This is a genomic window from Paraburkholderia sp. PGU19 (assembly GCF_013426915.1).
Taxonomy (GTDB): domain Bacteria; phylum Pseudomonadota; class Gammaproteobacteria; order Burkholderiales; family Burkholderiaceae; genus Paraburkholderia.
The window spans coordinates 165,568-184,666 of sequence record NZ_AP023181.1 but is presented as its reverse complement, the minus strand read 5'-3'; the positions used below and the strand labels follow the sequence as shown (position 1 = coordinate 184,666).

15 protein-coding genes are annotated in these 19,099 nt (G+C 63.8%); 13 read left to right on the top strand and 2 right to left on the bottom strand.

Annotation, left to right across the window (positions count from 1 at the left end; translation table 11 throughout):
* Positions 1–222 precede the first annotated feature (222 nt).
* The 9 genes from H1204_RS30690 to H1204_RS30650 all read left to right on the top strand — a co-directional run bounded on the left by H1204_RS30690 (position 223) and on the right by H1204_RS30650 (position 12,437).
* Entirely contained in the window at positions 223–1,728 is a 1,506-nt protein-coding gene (locus H1204_RS30690; RefSeq protein WP_180734347.1) for a UbiD family decarboxylase, read from the top strand.
* Positions 1,721–2,353 carry a UbiX family flavin prenyltransferase gene (locus H1204_RS30685; RefSeq protein ID WP_180734346.1) on the top strand — a complete coding sequence of 211 codons (633 nt, stop codon included), beginning with the start codon at positions 1,721–1,723 and terminating at the stop codon, positions 2,351–2,353. The genes H1204_RS30690 and H1204_RS30685 overlap by 8 nt, the downstream gene beginning before the upstream one ends.
* Positions 2,350–5,412 (top strand): molybdopterin cofactor-binding domain-containing protein, encoded by a 3,063-nt coding sequence (locus tag H1204_RS30680; protein ID WP_180734345.1) that lies wholly within the window; start codon positions 2,350–2,352, stop codon positions 5,410–5,412. Before H1204_RS30685 ends, H1204_RS30680 begins: the two co-directional genes overlap by 4 nt.
* Positions 5,409–6,230, top strand: coding sequence for an FAD binding domain-containing protein (locus tag H1204_RS30675; RefSeq protein ID WP_180734344.1), 822 nt, complete (start codon positions 5,409–5,411; stop codon positions 6,228–6,230). The genes H1204_RS30680 and H1204_RS30675 overlap by 4 nt, the downstream gene beginning before the upstream one ends.
* Entirely contained in the window at positions 6,227–6,763 is a 537-nt protein-coding gene (locus tag H1204_RS30670) for a (2Fe-2S)-binding protein (RefSeq protein WP_180734343.1), read from the top strand. The genes H1204_RS30675 and H1204_RS30670 overlap by 4 nt, the downstream gene beginning before the upstream one ends.
* Positions 6,756–8,357 carry an AMP-binding protein gene (locus H1204_RS30665; protein WP_180734342.1) on the top strand — a complete coding sequence of 534 codons (1,602 nt, stop codon included), beginning with the start codon at positions 6,756–6,758 and terminating at the stop codon, positions 8,355–8,357. Before H1204_RS30670 ends, H1204_RS30665 begins: the two co-directional genes overlap by 8 nt.
* Positions 8,358–8,362: 5 nt before the next feature.
* Positions 8,363–9,169 carry an enoyl-CoA hydratase-related protein gene (locus H1204_RS30660; RefSeq protein ID WP_042304906.1) on the top strand — a complete coding sequence of 269 codons (807 nt, stop codon included), beginning with the start codon at positions 8,363–8,365 and terminating at the stop codon, positions 9,167–9,169.
* A 50-nt stretch (positions 9,170–9,219) separates the two neighbouring features.
* Positions 9,220–10,950 carry a GMC family oxidoreductase N-terminal domain-containing protein gene (locus H1204_RS30655; protein ID WP_180734341.1) on the top strand — a complete coding sequence of 577 codons (1,731 nt, stop codon included), beginning with the start codon at positions 9,220–9,222 and terminating at the stop codon, positions 10,948–10,950.
* Between the two features lie 110 nt (positions 10,951–11,060).
* Positions 11,061–12,437: an MFS transporter gene (locus H1204_RS30650; protein ID WP_180735094.1), complete on the top strand. Its 1,377-nt coding sequence runs from the start codon at positions 11,061–11,063 to the stop codon at positions 12,435–12,437.
* A 6-nt stretch (positions 12,438–12,443) separates the two neighbouring features.
* On the opposite strand, the gene H1204_RS30645 is transcribed toward H1204_RS30650, so the two are convergent.
* Both H1204_RS30645 and H1204_RS30640 read right to left on the bottom strand, forming a co-directional pair.
* Positions 12,444–13,355: a LysR family transcriptional regulator gene (locus H1204_RS30645; protein WP_180734340.1), complete on the bottom strand. Its 912-nt coding sequence runs from the start codon at positions 13,353–13,355 to the stop codon at positions 12,444–12,446.
* 9 nt (positions 13,356–13,364) lie between these two features.
* Entirely contained in the window at positions 13,365–14,369 is a 1,005-nt protein-coding gene (locus H1204_RS30640) for a LacI family DNA-binding transcriptional regulator (RefSeq protein WP_180734339.1), read from the bottom strand.
* Between the two features lie 217 nt (positions 14,370–14,586).
* Between H1204_RS30640 and ugpC the strand changes: the two genes are divergently transcribed.
* From ugpC to H1204_RS30620, 4 genes are all read left to right on the top strand, one after another.
* On the top strand, positions 14,587–15,738 hold the full coding sequence (gene ugpC, locus H1204_RS30635) for a sn-glycerol-3-phosphate ABC transporter ATP-binding protein UgpC (RefSeq protein ID WP_180734338.1): 1,152 nt from the start codon (positions 14,587–14,589) through the stop codon (positions 15,736–15,738).
* A 140-nt stretch (positions 15,739–15,878) separates the two neighbouring features.
* Positions 15,879–17,162, top strand: coding sequence for an extracellular solute-binding protein (locus H1204_RS30630; RefSeq protein ID WP_180734337.1), 1,284 nt, complete (start codon positions 15,879–15,881; stop codon positions 17,160–17,162).
* Positions 17,163–17,280: 118 nt separating this feature from the next.
* Entirely contained in the window at positions 17,281–18,183 is a 903-nt protein-coding gene (locus H1204_RS30625) for a sugar ABC transporter permease (protein WP_180734336.1), read from the top strand.
* Between the two features lie 27 nt (positions 18,184–18,210).
* On the top strand, positions 18,211–19,062 hold the full coding sequence (locus H1204_RS30620; protein WP_007583881.1) for a carbohydrate ABC transporter permease: 852 nt from the start codon (positions 18,211–18,213) through the stop codon (positions 19,060–19,062).
* The last annotated feature ends 37 nt before the right edge of the window (positions 19,063–19,099 follow it).

Sequence of the window (19,099 nt, the reverse complement as noted above, 5' to 3'; positions counted from 1 at the left end):
CGTGGCAAATCCCCGTCGCACAAGGCGACACGGGCGTGTGTATTGATATCGCGCTGTAAGGCGAACGTCATCGGGGCTAACACGGATATCAGCAACGATGATCCAAAGCATCAAAAATCAGTATTAGAACTTATACCGCCTTGTCGCTACGCTTGGCTCCATGTCCTCTCGATCCGATCCGCATCGGACGTATCGAAGAGGCGGCAATGGATGGAGACGCAGATGAATACTCGCGACGCCGCGACCCAAGGCGCCTTTTCTGCCAGGTCGTTTTCGCAGGCCCACACATGGGCCGAGCCTTCGGGCGCGCTCACGCTGCGCGGCTGGCTTGCGCATCTCGCCCGCACCGGACGTCTCGCGACGATCGACCGGCCCATCGCGCTCGAACACGAACTGGCCGCTGTCGCCAAGCGGCTCGACGGCACGCAGGCCGCGTTCTTCACGCAGCCAGGCGGACTCGATGTGCCGGTGGTGAGCGGCTTCATGTCGAAGCGCGCGTGGATCGCAGAAGCGATGGGCGTCGAGGAACACGCCTTGCTCGCGCGCTTTCGCGATGCCGCCGGCGCGCCCATCGCGTCGCAACGGGTCGTGCGCGGCGAGGCGGCTTGCCAGCAGATCGTTCATACCGATGCAATCGACCTGCACGCGCTGTTGCCCATCCCGACACACAGCGAGCACGATAACGGCCCCTACATCACGGCAGGCCTCGTGATCGCGCGTAATCCCCGTACAGGCGTGCAGAACGTCTCGATTAACCGCATTCAGGTGCATGGCCGCGACCGCATGGCGATCCTATTGTTGCCGCGCCATCTTTATGCCTTCCAGAAAGCAGCCGAAGCAAACGGCGACGCACTCGACGTCGCCATTGCCATCGGCGTCGATCCGCTAACGATGCTCGCCTCGCAAGCGATCACGCCCATCGATCACGATGAGCTCGAAATCGCCGGCGCATTGCAAGGCGCACCGCTGCCCGTCGCGCAGTGCGTGACGAACGGCGTGCACGTGCCCGCGTTCGCGGAGATCGTGATCGAAGGACGCATTCTGCCGAACGTGCGCGAGCCCGAAGGCCCGTTCGGCGAGTTCCCGAAGTACTACAGCGCGAAAGAAGCACGTGAAGTCATCGAGGTCACGGCTGTCACGCATCGGCGCGACCCGATCTTTCATACGATCGTCCCCGCTGAAATGGAGCATCTGCTGCTCGGCGGCATTCCGCGTGAAGCGACGTTGCTCGCGCATCTGCAACGCAGCCATCCGGGCGTGAAGGACGTGCATCTGTCGGTGGGCGGCGTGTGCCGCTATCACCTGTGGATCCAGTTCGACAAGAAGCGCGAAGGCGAAGCGAAGAACGTGATTCTCTGCGCGTTCGGCGCGCACTACGACATCAAGCAGGTAGTCGTCGTCGATACGGATGTGGACGTGCATGATCCCGCCGAAATCGAATGGGCCATCGCGACACGCTTTCAAGCCGATCGCGATCTCGTCGTGATCGAAGGCGCGCAAGGCTCGCCCCTCGATCCGTCGACGACCGTCGGCCAGCCCGACGATGCGCCACCGCATCTGCAAGGCGTCAGCGCGAAGATGGGACTCGACGCGACGCGGCCCGTGGTCTATTCCGCGCATGTGTTCACGCGCGTACGGATTCCGGGCGAAGACACGGTCGATCTCGACGCCCTCGTCGCCGCGGATAACACCGCGTTCGACGCTTATCTGGCGCGCCGTCATGACTGAGCGCCCAACCCGCAAGCCACGCATCGTCGTCGGCATATCGGGCGCAAGCGGTGCGATGATCGGCGTGCGCCTGCTTACCGCGCTGCGCCGGCTCGGCACACACGAAACGCATCTGATCGTGTCGGCGTCGGGCGCCATCACGGCAGCGCAGGAACTGGGCCTCACGCGCAGCGATCTCGACGGGCTTGCCGATGTCGCCCACAACGTGCGCGACATCGGCGCAACCATCGCGAGCGGCTCGTTCGTCACGGAAGGCATGGTGATTGCACCCTGTTCGATGAAAACGCTCGCGGGCGTCGCGAATGGCTTCGCGGACAACCTGTTGACGCGCGCCGCCGACGTCATGCTCAAGGAGCGCCGGCGCCTCGTGCTGGTGGCGCGCGAAACGCCGCTCAACCTCGCGCACCTGCGCAACATGACGCTGGCAACCGAAATGGGCGCCATCGTGATGCCGCCCGTGCCCGCTTTCTACGCGCATCCGAAGACAATCGAAGACGTGGTCGATCACACGGTTGGCCGCATTCTGGATCTGTTCGCAATCGAGCATCGCGAGATCGCAAAGCGTTGGAGCGGTCTCGCCGATGAGTTCGCGAGCCGCCGCGACGACGATGGAGCCGACCGATGAACCAGCGCGACATGAATGTTGCCGAAGCCCCTATCGTCGCGGAGCGCGACGCGCCCGCACACGAGGCCGCGCCGGCACGCGCAGCGAAACATGTCGGCCGCCCGATGCAGCGGCTCGAAGACCCGGCAATCCTGACAGGCCGGGGCCGCTATGGCGACGACATCGGCGTGAAGCCAGGCACGTTGCACGCGGCCGTGCTGCGCTCGCCGCACGCGCACGCAGAACTCGTTTCGATCGATGCGAGCGGCGCAGAAAAGCTGCCCGGCGTGCGCGCCGTGCTGACGCGCGACGATCTGCGCCCATGGTCGCGTCCTTTCGTGGTCGGTGTGAAATCGCCGATGGAGCAATGGGCGCTCGCGATGGATCGCGTGCGTTATGTCGGCGAACCGGTGGCCGTCGTGATGGCGGAATCGCGCGCACTCGCCGAAGACGCGCTCGACCTCATCAAGGTCGAATACACGCCGCTCGATCCCGTCACCTCAATCGAGCAATCGATGCGCGACGACGCGCCCGTTCTGCACGAGCGGGTCGGCACCAACGTGATCAGCGACCGGCACTTCCGCTACGGCGAGCCGGAGGCGGCATTCGAGCAGGCGCCGCATCGCGTGAAGCTCGTTACGCACTATCCGCGCAACTCGTGCGCGCCGATCGAATGCGGCGTCGTGATCGCCGAGTATCTGTCAGGCGACGAAGGCTACGACGTCACGTCGAATTTCATGGGTCCGTTCTCGCTGCATGCCGTGATGGCGATGGCGTTGAACGTGCCTGCAAACCGCTTGCGTCACAAGGCCCCGCGCGACTCGGGCGGCAGCTTCGGCGTGAAGCAGGCGGTGTTTCCGTATGTCGTGCTGATGTGCCTCGCGTCGCGCAAGGCGGGCGCACCCGTGAAATGGGTCGAGGACCGGCTCGAACATCTGAGCGCGGCCACTTCCGCGACGGCGCGGCTATCGACGATCGAAGCCGCCGTCGAAAACGATGGACGCATCACCGCTCTCTCCTACGATCAACTCGAGGATTGCGGCGGCTACGTGCGCGCGCCCGAGCCCGCCACCTTCTACCGGATGCACGGTTGCCTGACGGGCGCCTACGCGATTCCGAATCTGCTCGTGCGCAACCGCGTCGTGCTGACCAACAAGACGCCGACGGGCCTCGTGCGCGGCTTCGGCGGGCCGCAGGTGTATTTCGCGCTCGAACGGTTGATCCAGCGCATTGCCGTCGAGTTGAAGCTCGACGTGCTCGACGTCTATCGCCGCAACTTCGTGCCTGCGGATGCGTTTCCGTATCGCGCGGCAGCGGGCGCGCTGCTCGATTCAGGCAACTATCAGGAAGCGCTGCGGCGCGCGCTGTCGGATGGCGGCCACGTCGAACTGGTCGCGCGCCGCGATGCCGCGCGCAAGCAAGGCCGGCTCTATGGCATCGGCTTCGCGGCCATCGTCGAGCCTTCCGTGTCGAATATGGGCTACATCACGACCGTGATGCCCGCCGAGGCGCGCAAAAAAGCCGGACCGAAAAACGGCGCGATCGCGAGCGCGACCGTGAGCGTCGATCTGCTGGGCGGCGTGAACGTGACGATCGCATCGACGCCCGCTGGCCAAGGGCATATGACCGTCTGCGCGCAGGTCGTGGCCGACGTGCTCGGCCTCGATCCGAAGGACATCGTCGTCAACGTCGAGTTCGATACGCACAAGGACGCGTGGTCCGTCGCATCGGGCAACTATTCGAGCCGCTTTGCGGGTGCGGTAGCAGGCACGGTGCATCTCGCCGCGATGCGCGTGCGCGACAAGCTCGCGCGCATCCTTGCGAAACAATTCGGCTGCGTGCCCGGCGACGTGCGCTTCGAAGGCGCCCGCATCTATCCGAAGGATGCTGAAGAGCGTGCACTGCCGTTCGGCCGCGCCGCGAGCAATGCGCCGCACTGGGCGCCCGCGCTGCTGCCCGAAGGCGAAGAGCCGGGCTTGCGCGAGACCGTGTTCTGGTCGCCGCCGCATATGGACGCACCGGATGAGAACGACCGCATCAATACGTCGGCAGCCTACGGCTTTGCATTCGACATGTGCGGCATCGAACTCGACCGCGCGACGGGCCACGTCCGCATCGACCGGTATGTCACGGCACATGACGCAGGCACGCTGTTGAATCCCGCGCTCGCCGATGGCCAGATTCGCGGCGCGTTCGCGCAAGGCCTCGGCGCGGCATTGCTCGAAGAATTCCGCTATGGCGCGGACGGCAGCTTCCAGTCGGGCACGCTCGCCGACTATCTGATGCCGACCACCTGCGAAGTCCCCGATCCGCTGATCGTGCATCTGGAAACGCCCTCGCCGTTCACGCCGCTCGGCGCGAAAGGTTTGGGCGAAGGCAACAACATGACCACGCCCGTGTGCATCGCCAACGCGGTGGCGGACGCGCTCGGCATCGACGATATCCGCTTGCCGCTCACGCCTTCGAAGGTAATGGCACTGATCGGTATCGACGATCCCGAACCTTCGCGACCCGAATTCCGCGAAGCAGCGACGTCGAAGCCCGCAACACCCGGCGGCGGACGCGCGCTCACGGCGCAAGGCAGCGTCGATCTGCCCGCCACGCCCGAAGCGATTTTTGCGGTGCTGCTCGACCCCGTTGCGCTTGCGAAAGTCATTCCCGGCTGCCACGCGCTCGAAGCGACGGGACCGAACCAGTATCGCGCGGACGTGACGATTGGCGTCGGCATGATCAAGGCGCGTTTCGAGGCGCGTATCGGTTTATCGGAGATCGATGCGCCGCATCGGCTGCGGCTGGCGGGCGCGGGCATTTCGCCGCTCGGCAGTGCACGCGGCAACGGGCTCGTCGAACTCACGCCGACGGCCAATGGCACGCGCCTCACATACGACTACGAAGCCCAGGTGTCGGGCAAGGTCGCCGCCGTCGGCGGACGCATGCTCGAAGGCGCGGCGAAGGTCGTGCTGCGGCAACTGTTCGAAGCGCTCGGACGGCAGGCTGCAGGCCAACCACTCGCAACGGACGCTTCGCCACTCGCGCGGTTGTTCCGGCGTCTCTTCGCACGCTTCAGGAGGCACGCATGAAGCCCGCCGCCTTCGACTACGTTCGCGCAAAGACAACGCACGAAGCGCTTGAGATGCTCGCTCAGAGCGGCGAAGACGCGCGCGTGCTGGCGGGCGGCCAATCGCTGATGGCCGTGCTGAACATGCGGCTTGCGCAGCCGCGCGTGCTCGTCGACATCTCGCGCACCGACGAACTGAACGCCGTGCGCGTGGATCGCGATGCGCGCCGTCTCGTCGTGAGTGCAGCGGCGACACAAGGCAGCGTCGAATGGCGCGCGACGCTGCGCGACGAAGTCCCGTTGCTGGCGATGGCCTTCCCCCACATCTCGCACTTTCAGATTCGCAATCGCGGCACCGTGTGCGGCTCGATCGCGCATGCGGACCCGAGCGCGGAATTGCCGCTCGTGCTGACGGCGCTCGGCGGCGACGTGCTGCTGCGCTCGAAAAAGAAGCAACGCACCGTGTCGACAAGCGACTTCTTTCAGGGCATGTTGATGACCGCGCGCGAGCCGGACGAACTCGTCGAAGCGGTGCGCTTCCCGTTGAAGCAGCCGGGCGAGCGCTTTGGGTTCGCTGAATGCTCGGCACGTCACGGCGACTTCGCGATGGTCGCATGCGCCGCCGTCGTCACGGACGACGCGATACGGATCGCCGTGGGCGGCGTCGCGGACCGGCCGAAAGTCGAGTGCTGGCCACGTCTGCAGGGCGACGACCTGCGCGGTGCATTGAACGATTTGAGCTGGAAACTGGGCGCGCAGGACGATGCGCATATCAGCGCGAAGTACCGCCGTCATCTGGTACGTGAACTCGGATGGCGCGTGATCGAGGAGGCCAAGTGAGCAAGTCCACACCGTATGTCATGCGGCACGGCGAGCAGCACGCCGTCACGCTGACCCTCAATGGCCGCGAACGCAGCGGCCATTGCGAAACTCGCGAACTGTTGTCCGATTTCCTGCGCCATGAACTCGGCGCGACGGGTACGCACGTCGGCTGCGAGCATGGCGTGTGCGGCGCGTGTACCGTGCATGTCGATGGCGTCGCGGCGCGCTCGTGCCTGATGCTCGCAGTGCAGGCCGACGGCCGGCGCGTCGATACCGTCGAAGGGCTCGCGCCCGCGCAGACACTCGGCGATCTGCAACAGGCGTTCTCGCGTCATCATGCATTGCAGTGCGGCTTCTGCACGGCGGGCATCCTGATGTCGTGCGCGGACTTTTTACAGCGCGTGCCCGATCCGACAGAAGAACAGGTGCGCGAGATGCTGTCGGGCCACATCTGCCGCTGTACGGGCTATACGCCGATCGTCGCCGCCGTGCTCCACTGCGCGGCGCGGCGCAAGGCGCCGTGCGCGGACACGGAGGCCGAACATGCTTGATCTCGGCCGCACGTTTCTGCAAAGCGTGGAGCGCAGCCCGAATGCGCTGGCGCTCGTCGACGGCGAGTTTCGCGTCACTTACGCGCAATGGCACCGGCTGATTCTGCAAGCGGCGCACGGGCTGCGGGAGCTGGGTCTCGCGCATGGCGACCGTCTGCTCGTCGTGCTGCAAAACCGCTGGGAAATGGCGACGCTGCATTGGGCCTGCCAGTTCGCGGGCATCGTCATCGTGCCGCTCAACTGGCGCGCAAAGCCTGACGAACTCGACTATTGCGTGACCGACGCGGGCGTAAAGGCGATCGTCTACGAGCCCGTGAGCGCAGAAGCCGTGATGCAAAGCCCCGCCGCGCAGAATGTGGCGCGCATCGCGCTGGATGATGCGCCGGGACGAACCGCATCGATCGACGTGCTGCTCGCGGTTCAAACTGCTCACGTAGACGAAAGCACCGAATCGACGACGACGCACGCCTCTGCCGACGACTACTCGCTGATCCTCTACACGTCCGGCACGACGGGCAAGGCCAAAGGTGTGCCGCGCCGACACCGGCATGAGCGCTCTGCAGCACTCGCACACGTGGCGCAGAACCTCTATCGGCATGGTGAGCGCACGCTCGGCGTGATGCCGCTCTATCACACGATGGGCGTGCGCTCGCTGCTTTCGATGGCGCTCGTCGATGGCCTGTTCGTCTGCGTGCGCCGCTGGAATGCGCGCCTCGCGCTCGATTCGATCGCGCAATACAAGCTCTCGTGTCTCTATCTCGTGCCGACGCTCTATCACGATCTGCTCGCGGATCGCGCGTTCGGCGATATCGATACGTCATCCGTCACGAAGCTCGGTTTTGCAGGCGCGCCGATGAGCGATGGCTTGCTCAAGCGTCTGTCAGCTGCCTTCGAACCGGAACTGTTCGTCAACCACTACGGGTCGTCCGAGGTCTACACAGTAAGCATCGACCAGCACGCGACGCTCAAGCCCGGCAGCGCCGGACGCGCAGGCATCAACACCCGCTTGCGCGTCGTGAAGCTCGACGCGCAGTCGCCGGACGACGTCGCCGCCGTGCGAGAAGAAGGCCAGATCATCGCGGACCTGCTCGGTGACGAAGCTTTCGAAGGCTACTGGAACCGGCCCGATGCGAACGCGAAGTCGCTGCGCAACGGCTGGTACTTCACGGGCGACACCGGCTTCTTCGACGAAGACGGCGATCTCTACGTCTCCGGCCGTGTCGACGACATGATCATCAGCGGCGGCGAGAACATTTCGCCTGTCGATATCGAATCGGTGCTGTCGCTGCATCCGTGCGTCGACGAAGTGGCCGTGGCGGGCGTGAAGGACGAACGCTGGGGACAGCGCGTCGTCGCCTTCGTCAAGCGAAGCGATTACGTCGACGGCGACACACTCGACGCATGGTGCCGCGCGTCCGATCTCGTCAACTTCAAGCGACCGCGCGACTACGTGTTCGTCGACGACATCCCTAAGTCCCCGGTCGGCAAAATACTGCGCCGCAAGCTCCAGGCCGGCGAATACCTGCGCGACGAGCGCGGCCCGGCCGCATCGGTTGACGCCTTGCATCAACACATTGAAATCACGAAGGAGTGACACTCATGACCGACCTGACCCACCGCGGCCAGACGCTGCTTCAGGACCTCGACGGCTTTGACGTCGAAATCGACGCCCAACGCGAACGCGCCGACATCATTCTGAACCGCCCGCCGTTCAACGTGATTTCGATGCATGCGCGCGACCAGTTGCGCGTGGCCTTCGAAGCCCTCGACGAAGACGACCGCGTGCGTGTGATCGTCGTGCGCGCGAAGGGCGAGCATTTTTCCAGCGGCGGCGACATCAAGGGCTTTCTCGAAGCATCGCCGGAACGCGTGTCGAAGCTTGCATGGAATATCGCGGCGCCCACACGCTGCTCGAAGCCGGTGATCGCGGCGAATCGCGGCTTCTGCTTCGGTGTGGGCTTCGAACTGTCGCTCGCGTGCGATTTCCGCATCGCCACGGACACGACCTTCTACGCGCTGCCCGAACAGAAGCTCGGCCAGATTCCGGGCTCGGGCGGTTCCGCACGCTTGCAGCAGATGGTCGGTATCGGCCGCACGAAAGATATCGTGATGCGCTCGCGCCGTATTCCCGGCAAGCAGGCTTATGACTGGGGTATCGCCGTCGAATGTGTCGCCGATGCCGAACTCGAAGCCGCCACGGATGCGCTCGTCGATGAGTTGCGTGCGTTCTCGCCGCTCGCACAACGTACCGCAAAGAAACTGCTCAACGATACGGAAGATGCGCCGCTGTCGATTGCGATCGAACTGGAAGGCCACTGCTATAGCCGCCTGCGTTCGTCCGACGATTTCCGCGAAGGCGTCGAGGCATTTCACGCGAAACGCAAGCCTGTGTTTCGCGGGCAATAAACCATAAGCGCGCGGTAACAAGCGCACGACAAAGGTTTGGAGGAACGTTCATGGAACGCTTCGATTACGTGATCGTCGGTGGCGGGTCGGCGGGGTGCGTGCTTGCGCACCGGCTGTCGGCCGTGCCGTCGCTGCGCGTCGCGTTGATCGAAGCGGGTGTGGACACACCGCCGGGCGCCGTGCCTGGCGAGATTCTCGACAGCTATCCGATGCCCGTCTTTTGCGGCGACAGGTACATCTGGCCCGAACTGAAGGCGCAGGCGACGCGCGGCGCGGCCACTCGCGTCTACGAACAAGGCAAGGTGATGGGCGGCGGATCGAGCATCAACGTGCAGTCGGCCAATCGCGGGCTGCCGCGCGATTACGACGAGTGGGCCGCGAACGGCACGACGGGCTGGGCCTGGCGCGACGTGCTGCCCTACTTTCGCAAGCTCGAACGCGATGTGAATTTTCCCGGCGGCGATATGCACGGGCACGACGGCCCCGTGCCGATTCGCCGCATCATGCCCGGAGACTGGCCGCCGTTCTGTCACGCGTTTGCGAATGGACTGCGCGCTCAGGGGCTCGTGATGCTGCGCGATCAGAACGCCGAGTTCGACGACGGCTTTTTCCCCGGCGCGTTTTCGAACCTCGACGACAAGCGCGTGTCGACGGCTGTTGCCTATCTCGACGAGGCGACGCGCAAGCGCGGCAATCTGCGCGTCTTCGCGGAACTGCGCGTCGAGCGCATCGTGATGGACGGCACGGTTGCGCGCGGCGTCGTTGCCGTGGCACGCAACGGTGAACGCGTGCAGTTCGACGCGAACGAAGTCATTCTGTGCGCGGGTGCGTTGCAGTCGCCTGTGATGCTGTTGCGTGCAGGTATTGGATCGCAGCAGGAACTGGACGCGCTCGGCATTGCATGCCGCGTCGACCTGCCTGGCGTGGGACGCAATCTGCAGGATCATCCGTCGCTGACGTTCTGTCATTTTCTCGCGCCGGGTTTTCGCATGCCTTTGTCGCGGCGGCGCGCCAGCATGATGGCGGCACGCCTGACCTCGGGCGTGGACGGCGGCGAAGCATCCGATCTTTATCTGTCGAGCGCGACGCGCGCCGCATGGCATGCACTCGGCAACCGGCTCGGCCTGTTCTTTCTGTGGTGCAACCGGCCCTATTCGCGGGGCCGTGTGCAATTGATCTCTCCTGATACATCCGATGCGCCTCGCGTCGAACTCAATCTGCTCGATGACGCGCGCGACCTCGAACGGCTCGCTGCCGGCGTGCGAATGCTCGCGCGCGTGGTCGATGCTTCCGGCCTCGGTCACGATACGCGCGACTTCTTTCCTGCCGCGTTTTCTCCGCGCGTGAAAGCACTGAGCCGAGTCGGGCGAGGCAATGCGCTGCTGACTTCGCTACTCGGCACGCTGCTCGATACGCCTGCGCCCTTACGGCGCGCGTTGATCGAACGTTTCTTCACACGCGGCCAGCGCATGTCCGCTTTACTCGCCGACGAACACGCGCTTGCGGACTTCATCCGAGCGAATGTGTTCGGCGTGTGGCATGCGAGCGGCACATGCCGGATGGGCGACACGCGAAGTCCGGACAGCGTGACCGATACACAAGGCCGCGTGCATGGCGCACAAGGGTTGCGCGTGGTCGACGCATCGCTGATGCCGCGACTGCCATCGGCCAACACGAATATCCCGACCATCATGATCGCCGAGAAGATCGCGGATGCCATGGTCAAGCATCGACATGCAACGGGCGCGACGCACGCAGCGCCACTCGTTTCAACGCCATAGCGAATTCAATCGACGGTTTCATTAACGCCAATCAGAGCACGCAATCGACAGGTGCCACTTTCACCGGACTGATACAGAGACAGGACGGTGACCATTCAAGGAGATGAATGATGTCCGTAGCAGCGCAAAACGGCGCCGCCGTGCCGGCTATCGACCAGCGGCAGGTCATGGGTGCAGTATTCGCTTCATGTCTGGGCTGGGCTCTCGATCTGTTCGACCTGTTCGTGCTGTTGTACGTGGCGCCCGTCGTCGGGCGTCTGTTCTTCCCGTCCGATCACGCGATGCTGTCGCTCGCAGGCGTCTATGCGTCGTTCGCGGTCACGCTGCTGATGCGCCCGCTCGGCTCCGCGCTGTTCGGCTCGTACGCCGACCGTCACGGCCGCAAGGGCGCGATGATCGTTGCCGTGGTCGGCGTCGGCATATCGACGGCGGCTTTCGGCCTGCTGCCAACCGTGCATACGGTCGGACTGGTCGCGCCCGTGCTGTTTCTGACTCTGCGGCTTGTGCAGGGCGTGTTCGTCGGCGGCGTGGTGGCGTCGACGCATACCATCGGCACCGAATCCGTCGCGCCGAAATATCGCGGCGCCGTGTCGGGACTGATCGGCGGCGGTGGCGCGGGCATGGGCGCGCTGCTCGCATCGCTAACGTTCCTGCTGATGTCGTCGCTCTTTCCGGGCGAACTGTTCGACGTGTGGGGCTGGCGCTGCATGTTCTTCACGGGGATCATCAGTTCCGTGCTCGGCCTCTTCGTCTTCAACAGCCTCGAAGAATCGCCGCTGTGGCGCAAGCTGGCCGCGGAAAAGGCCGCGAAAGCCGCGGCGCAAAAGCGCGATGCCGCCGTCGAGATCGTGCGCTCGCCGCTGAAAACGCTGTTCTCGCGCGACTATCGGTCGATCCTGTTCGTCAATCTGCTGCTGACCATCGGCGGCGGCAGCGGCTACTACCTGACCTCGGGTTATCTGCCGACGTTCCTGAAGGTCGTGAGCCACGCGCCTAACGGTGCCGCCGCCGCGATCCTGATGATCTGCAGCGTCGCCGTCGTGGTCGCGTCGGTGGCGGCGGGACACCTGAGCACGTTCATCGGCCGCAAGACGGCGTTCATCTGGATCGGGCTGATTCGCCTCGTCGCGCTGCCGGGCATCTTTCTGCTGCTGCCCACGGCCACGGACATCGTGACGCTCGGCCTCTACGCAGTCGTGTTGAGCGCGCTGGGCAGCGCCGGTTACGCGCCGATCCTGATCTTCCTCAACGAGCGCTTCCCGACGGCGATCCGCGCGACGGGTACGGGTCTGTCATGGAACATCGGCTTTGCGATCGGCGGCATGATGCCGACCTTCGTCTCGCTGGTCGCGAAGGAAACGAGCCAGTTGCCCGTCATGCTCGCGATCTTCGTCGGCGCGATCAGCGTGATCTTCCTGATTGGCGCGTTCATCGTGCCGGAGACCCGTGGCCGGCTCGATCAGCCCGCTTCGCGCAACGCGGGCTGAACGGTCTCACTCGTCCGCCGCGCTCTTCGTGACGCGGCGGATTTCCTCCGCAATGATGTCGATGAGGGCTTGCGCGGCGGGCCCGATCGGGCGCTTCGGATGCGAGACCTGAACGATGTGCCGCAAGATCGACGGCGTCGTAATGCGGTGCGCGCGCAGCGTGCCTTCGTCCACTTTGCGCTGCACGACCACACGCGGCAGGATCGTGGCGACGCTGCTCTGTTCGACGAACTGCACGATGGTGCTCAGCAGATCGATTTCGAAGGTGGGCTTGATGACGATATTGGCGGCCATCAGCGCGGCATCGAGTGCGCCGCGCAAGCCGTTGCGGCGGGTCGGCAGCACCAGTTCGACGGCGGGCGGTTGTGAAAGATCGATGGTGTCCGGCAACGTGGCAACGCACTCCATGCCCGTCACGTACACCATCTCTTCGACCAGCAGCGGCTGCATGTCGAGCGAGAGACGGCCGCGCGGCTTGTTGATGATCGCGGCATCGAGGCGCCCTGCTTCGACGCCGTCGATCAACTGCGCGCTGAACCCATCGGCCACCGATACCTCGACCTGAGGAAACAGCGCATTGAACTTCGCCAGTGATTCGGCAAGCACGCTTTCCGTTTCCGATGCGACCATGCCAAGCGACACGCGGCCCGTGACGATCACATCCTGACGGCTCAACTGCACGCGCGCGTGCTCGATGTCGCGCATGATCGGCGTGTACAGGCGATACATCTGGCGCGCGGCGTCGGTGGGCGTCATGCCGTGCGGACCGCGTTCGAATAGCGCCTGTCCCAGTTCCGCTTCGAGCTTCGAAATCTGCATGCTGAGCGCCGGCTGGACGATGTTCAGGCGCTTCGCCGCGCGCGTCACCGAGCCGTCTTCGAAGAGTGCGATGAAGTACTGGATTTGTTTGAGGTCCATGCGGCCATTCTACGTGGACTGCCTTCTCACCAACGTCGGCAAAGGCGCAATCACTGCGGGCGGCTGCGTGTCACCACGCGGCTCGTGAATCAACCGTATCAGCAATTCAATCGACGCCTGCGCAATCGCTTCCGTATTGATCGCCACCGTCGTCAGCGACGGCCGCACCTGATGCGCAAGCTGAATGTCCGTGATGCCGATCACGGACACATCGTCGGGTACTTTACGGCCTAGCGTCGCCAGCGCCTGCAACGCGCCGATCGCCAGCAGATCATTGGTCGCAAACAGCGCGCTCAGATGCGGCTCGCGCTCCATCAATTCCACACACGCGGCAAAGCCCGAGTCGATCGTATCGGGAATCTGCAGCACGGCGGCATCGTCCGGTTCGAGACCGGCTTCGCGCATCATCTCGCGAAAGCCCGTCGCACGCGCATCCTGCAAGCCGCCGCAACCGTCGCCAACCAGCATGCCGATATCGCGATGCCCCAGTTCCAGCAAATGCCGCGCCGCGAGCGCGCCCGCATGCGCGAAGTCGACGGCCACGCACGGCAGCGCAGGCAACTGCTCGGGATGCTCCCACAGGCTCAACACGATCGGCGCGCCGACGGCTGCGGACTCGCACAGTTCATTGATCGCGATATCCGTGTTGAGCACCAGCACGCCTTCGGCCAGCGTGCCCGCAATCTGCGTGAGGTACGCACGGCCGATTTCCGCGTCGTCGTCCGTGTTGCAGACCATCAGGAAGTAGCCGGCGCGCCGCGCCGCGCGTTCGGCGGCGAGCACGAACTCGGGATAAAACGGATTCGCGATGCTCGACAGCATCAGCGCCAGCGTGGGCGAGCGCCCTTCTGCCAACGCGCGCGCGTTCAGGTTAGGCCGGTAGCCAAGCTCGCGGATAGCCCGCTTCACGCGCTCAGCCGTTTCGGGCCGCACCTTGTCCGGGTTGCGCAACACGTTCGAAACGGTTGCCGCCGTGACCTTCGCGCGTCGCGCGACGTCGGTTAATGTCGCCATGCCAGAAAGATTAGGAAAGATCCCATATTTAGAGACTGCGAATCAGATGTTGCGCATCTACCGCAGGCTTTGATAACTTTTCTCGAAAGCAGGCAGGAGACAAACATGATGGCGCCTTCGAGCACACCCGAATTTAAACGCTTAAATCCACGCCGCGCAAGCCTCTGCGCGATTTTTTTCCACGCAGATTTAAGCGTTTAAATCCAGGGAAAACACCATGTCCGCGATCTCCCTGACCAACATTCAGAAGACGTTCGGCGCCAATGCGCCCGTCATTCGCAATCTCAACCTTGAAATCGGCGCGCACGAGTTTTGTGTGTTCCTCGGACCGTCCGGTTGCGGCAAGTCCACGTTGTTGCGCATCGTCGCCGGCCTCGAAGACCAGACCGACGGCGACGTGACGATCGACGGCCGATCGATGAACGGCGTCCCCGCCGCCGAGCGCGGTGTCGCGATGGTGTTCCAGAGCTACGCCCTCTTCCCGCACATGTCGGTCTACGAAAACATGGCGTTCGGCCTGAAGCTCGCAAAAACGCCGAAGGCCGAAGTCGACCGCAAAGTGCGCGAAGCAGCGCGCGTGCTGCAACTCGATACGCTGCTCGAACGCAAACCGCGCGAACTGTCAGGCGGTCAGCGTCAGCGCGTCGCGATTGGCCGCGCGATCGTGCGCGAGCCGGGCGTGTTTCTGTTCGACGAGCCGCTGTCCAATCTCGATGCCGCGCTGCGTGGCCAGACGCGCATCGAAATCGCGCGGTTGCATCAGCGCTTCGCGCAGGCGAGCGTCGTCTACGTGACGCACGACCAGATCGAAGCGATGACGCTAGCCGACAAGATCGTATTGCTGCACGCGGGTGCGGATACGCAGCGCATCGGCAGCATCGCGCAGATCGGCGCGCCGCTGGAGCTTTATCACCGGCCGCGTTCGCGGTTCGTCGCGGGTTTCATCGGCTCGCCGCGCATGAATTTCCTCGATGGCGAAGTCGAAGCGGCTGCGTACGATGGCGTGCACGTCAGGCTCAACCGCAGCGGCACGACGCTGCGCGTGCAGGTCGACGGCGCGCGTCTCACGCGTGGCCAGCCTGTCACGCTCGGCATTCGTCCCGAGCACATCCGTCTCGACGGCGACGCGCAAACGCTCACCGTTAAATCGCTGATCACCGAACAGCTTGGCGAGCACAGCTATGTGCATGTCGAATGTGCGGACGGCACGCTGATCGCGAAAGCGTCCGGCGATGTGTCGATTCGCAACGGCGAGCCTCTGGCTTTGCGTGTGCCTGCCGACGCATGCCATCTGTTCGATGAAGAAGGCATCGCGCTGACGCGCAACGTCGAGACAGAAGCGCAAGCGGTCGCGCTGCACATGTCGTAAAAGCAGCCTGGCGACGACGCGAACCGCGCCTGCCGGGTTCGCCGATCTCAACAGCCGGCCATAGAGCCGGCGCGGTGGGCACGAAGACCGCTGTCCGCGTCGAGCGGCCGGCCAACAACGCAGTTCAAGGAGACACCACGATGATCAACAAGCACCTGAGCCGCCTTGCGGGGCTCGCCTTTTTCAACACGCGCTCCGTGACGGCTGCGTTCGCCGTCTCGGCAGCGCTGCTGTCGGGCTTTGTAGCGGATGCCGACGCTGGTCAGCTGAACGTCAACGTGTCGGCGCGCGGCAACCAGCGCTCGACATGGCAGGACGCGTTCGACAAGTTCAAGAAGGCCAATCCCGATGTCGATCTGAAGATCACCTACATCACCGAAGAGGCGTACAAGGTGCAGATGGGCGGCTGGCTCGCGACCGATCCGCCCGATGTCGTGTCGTGGCACGACGGCGAACGCATGGCTTACTACGCGAAGCGCGGCCTGCTCGAAGACCTGTCCGGCGACTGGTCGAAGAACGGCTGGAGCCAGCAGTACGCATCGGTGAAGGAAGCATCGACGTATAACGGCAAGCAGTATGCGGCGCCCCTCGGCTATGACGCATACGGCTTCTTCTATCGCAAGGATCTGTTCGAGAAGGCAGGGATCAAGAGCGAGCCGAAGACGTGGGAAGAATTCCTCGACGCCTGCAAGAAGCTCAAGGCAAGCGGTGTCGCGCCGATTGCCGTCGCCGCGCGCGACAGCTGGACGCTTGCCGCGTGGTTCGATTATCTCGACCTGCGCATCAACGGCAACGCGTTTCACCAGAAGCTGATGGCGGGCGAAGTGCCGTACACCGATCCGCGTGTGAAGAAGGTCTACACGACGTGGAAGACCTTGATGGACGATCATTACTACATCGACAACGCGCTGTCCTACGATCTCGACTCGATCGGCCCGTTCCTCGCGAACGGCAAGGCCGCGATGATGCTGATGGGCACGTTCTTCTCGGCGGGCATTCCGTCGAGCGTCAAGGATCAGATCGGCTTCATGCGTTTCCCGGTCATCGATCCGAAGGTGCCGATGGCCGAGGACGGTCCCGTCAACGTGCTGCTGATCCCCGCCAAGGCGAAGAACAAGACCGACGCGCGGCGTCTGCTCTCGTTCATGGAAACGCCTGAAATCAACGCGGATCTCGCGCGCGGCTGGGGCCAGTTGCCGTCGAACAGCAAGGCGGCGGAACCGGAAGATCCCATTTCGAAGGTCGGCTTCCAGACGCTCGCGAGCACGACGGGCGGCATTGCGCAGTTCTACGACCGCGATATGACGAAGGAAATGGCCGACGAAGGCATGAAGGCCATGCAGCAGTTCTATAACGATCCGTCGCAGATCGACTCGCTGCTCGCCCGTCTCGAAGCGACGCGCAAACGCATCTATCACAAGTGATGTCCTGAAGGCGGCCGCGCCGAACGCGGCTGCCTGCCGGGCGCATCGCAACCGATGCGCCCACGAATCACCTGCCGCTCGCCGCAACGGGCGAGCCGCATCGAACGAGGTTTTCGTCATGTCCACGTCTATCGCTCGCCTGCCTTCGGCGCGCAGCCGCCGCACGTCCAGGTCCGGGCGCGCACGTAACCGCGCGGCGTTCTTCTTTCTGCTGCCGGGCTGCGCGCTGTTTGCTCTGTGCGTGATCTATCCGATCTTCAGCAGCATCACGCTCAGTTTCTACAACTGGGATGGCATGACGGAAAAGACCTTCATCGGCCTTGCGAACTACGCAGAACTGTTCCAGGCGGACACGTTCTACGTCGCGCTGAAGAACAACCTGATCTGGCTCGTGTTCTTCCTGCTTGCGCCGCCGTTGGGTCTGCTGTTTGCGCTGTATCTGAACCAGCAGGTGAAGGGCATGCGCGTCGTGAAGTCGCTGTTCTTTGCGCCGTTTGTGTTGTCGGGTGTGGTCGTCGGCCTCGTGTTCAGCTGGTTCTATGACCCGACGTTCGGTCTGCTCAAGGTGATTGTCGGTCACGGCATTCCCGTGCTCGGCGATGCACACACGGTGACGTTCGGCATCGTGTTCGCCGCGCTCTGGCCGCAAACGCCCTATTGCATGGTGTTGTATCTGACGGGTCTCACGTCGATCAACCCGGAAGTGGTGGAAGCTGCGCGCATGGAAGGCGCGAAGGGCTGGCATCTGTTGTGGCACGTGATCCTGCCGCAACTGCGCCCCGCCACCTTCATGGCTGTCGTGCTGACGGTGATCGGCGCATTGCGCAGCTTCGACCTGATCGCGGTGATGAGCGGCGGCGGTCCGTTCGACAGCTCCACCGTGCTTGCCTATTACATGTACGACCAGGCCATCAAGTACTACCGCGAAGGCTATTCGGCGGCGATTGCCGTCGTGCTGTTCGCGATCATGCTCGTCTACATCGTGTTCCATCTGCGCCGGATGCTGCGCGAAGAACGCTGATTTACGTATCGCGCAAGGAGAACTCTCATGTATCCGCTTCCCGTCGAACGCTGGAAACCCTGGAACCGCGCGATCTACAAGGCGTCGCTGCCGCTCGCGCTGCTCGTGTGGCTGCTGCCGATGCTCGCTGTACTCGTCACGTCGATCCGCTCATCTGATGAGCTTTCGCAAGGCGATTACTGGACCTTTCCCAAGCACTTCGCGTTACTCGACAACTACGGCGCCGCGCTCACGCAAACGCCGATGCTCCATTACTTCGCCAATAGCGTGCTGATTACGGTGCCGTCCGTGCTTGGTGCGATCCTGCTGGCGTCGATGGCGGGCTTTGCGCTCGCGACGTATCGCTTTCGCGGCAACATCGTCGTGCTATTCACGTTCGTCGCGGGCAATTTCGTGCCCGTGCAGATCCTGATGATCCCGGTGCGCGACATGGCGTTGAAAGTCGGGCTGTTCAATACCGTATGGGCGCTGATCATTTTTCATATCGCGTTTCAGACGGGTTTCTGCACGCTCTTTCTGCGCAACTTCATCAAGCAGTTGCCTTTCGAGTTGATCGAGGCGGCGCGTGTCGAAGGCGCGAGCGAATGGACGATCTACGCGCGCATCGTTCTGCCGCTGATCCGCCCGGCACTCGCGGCGCTGGGCATTCTCGTCTTCACGTTCGTCTGGAACGACTATTTCTGGGCACTGTGCCTCACGCAAGGCGACGACGCCGCGCCTATTACGGTCGGCGTCGCCGCGCTCAAGGGGCAATGGACGACCGCGTGGAATCTCGTCGCGGCCGGTTCGGTGCTGGCCGCGCTGCCTTCCGTGCTGATGTTCTTCCTGATGCAAAAGCACTTCGTGGCGGGACTGACATTCGGCGCAAGCAAAGGCTGACGCGCAAGGCCGACCGCACACTACTGATCTCTGGAGA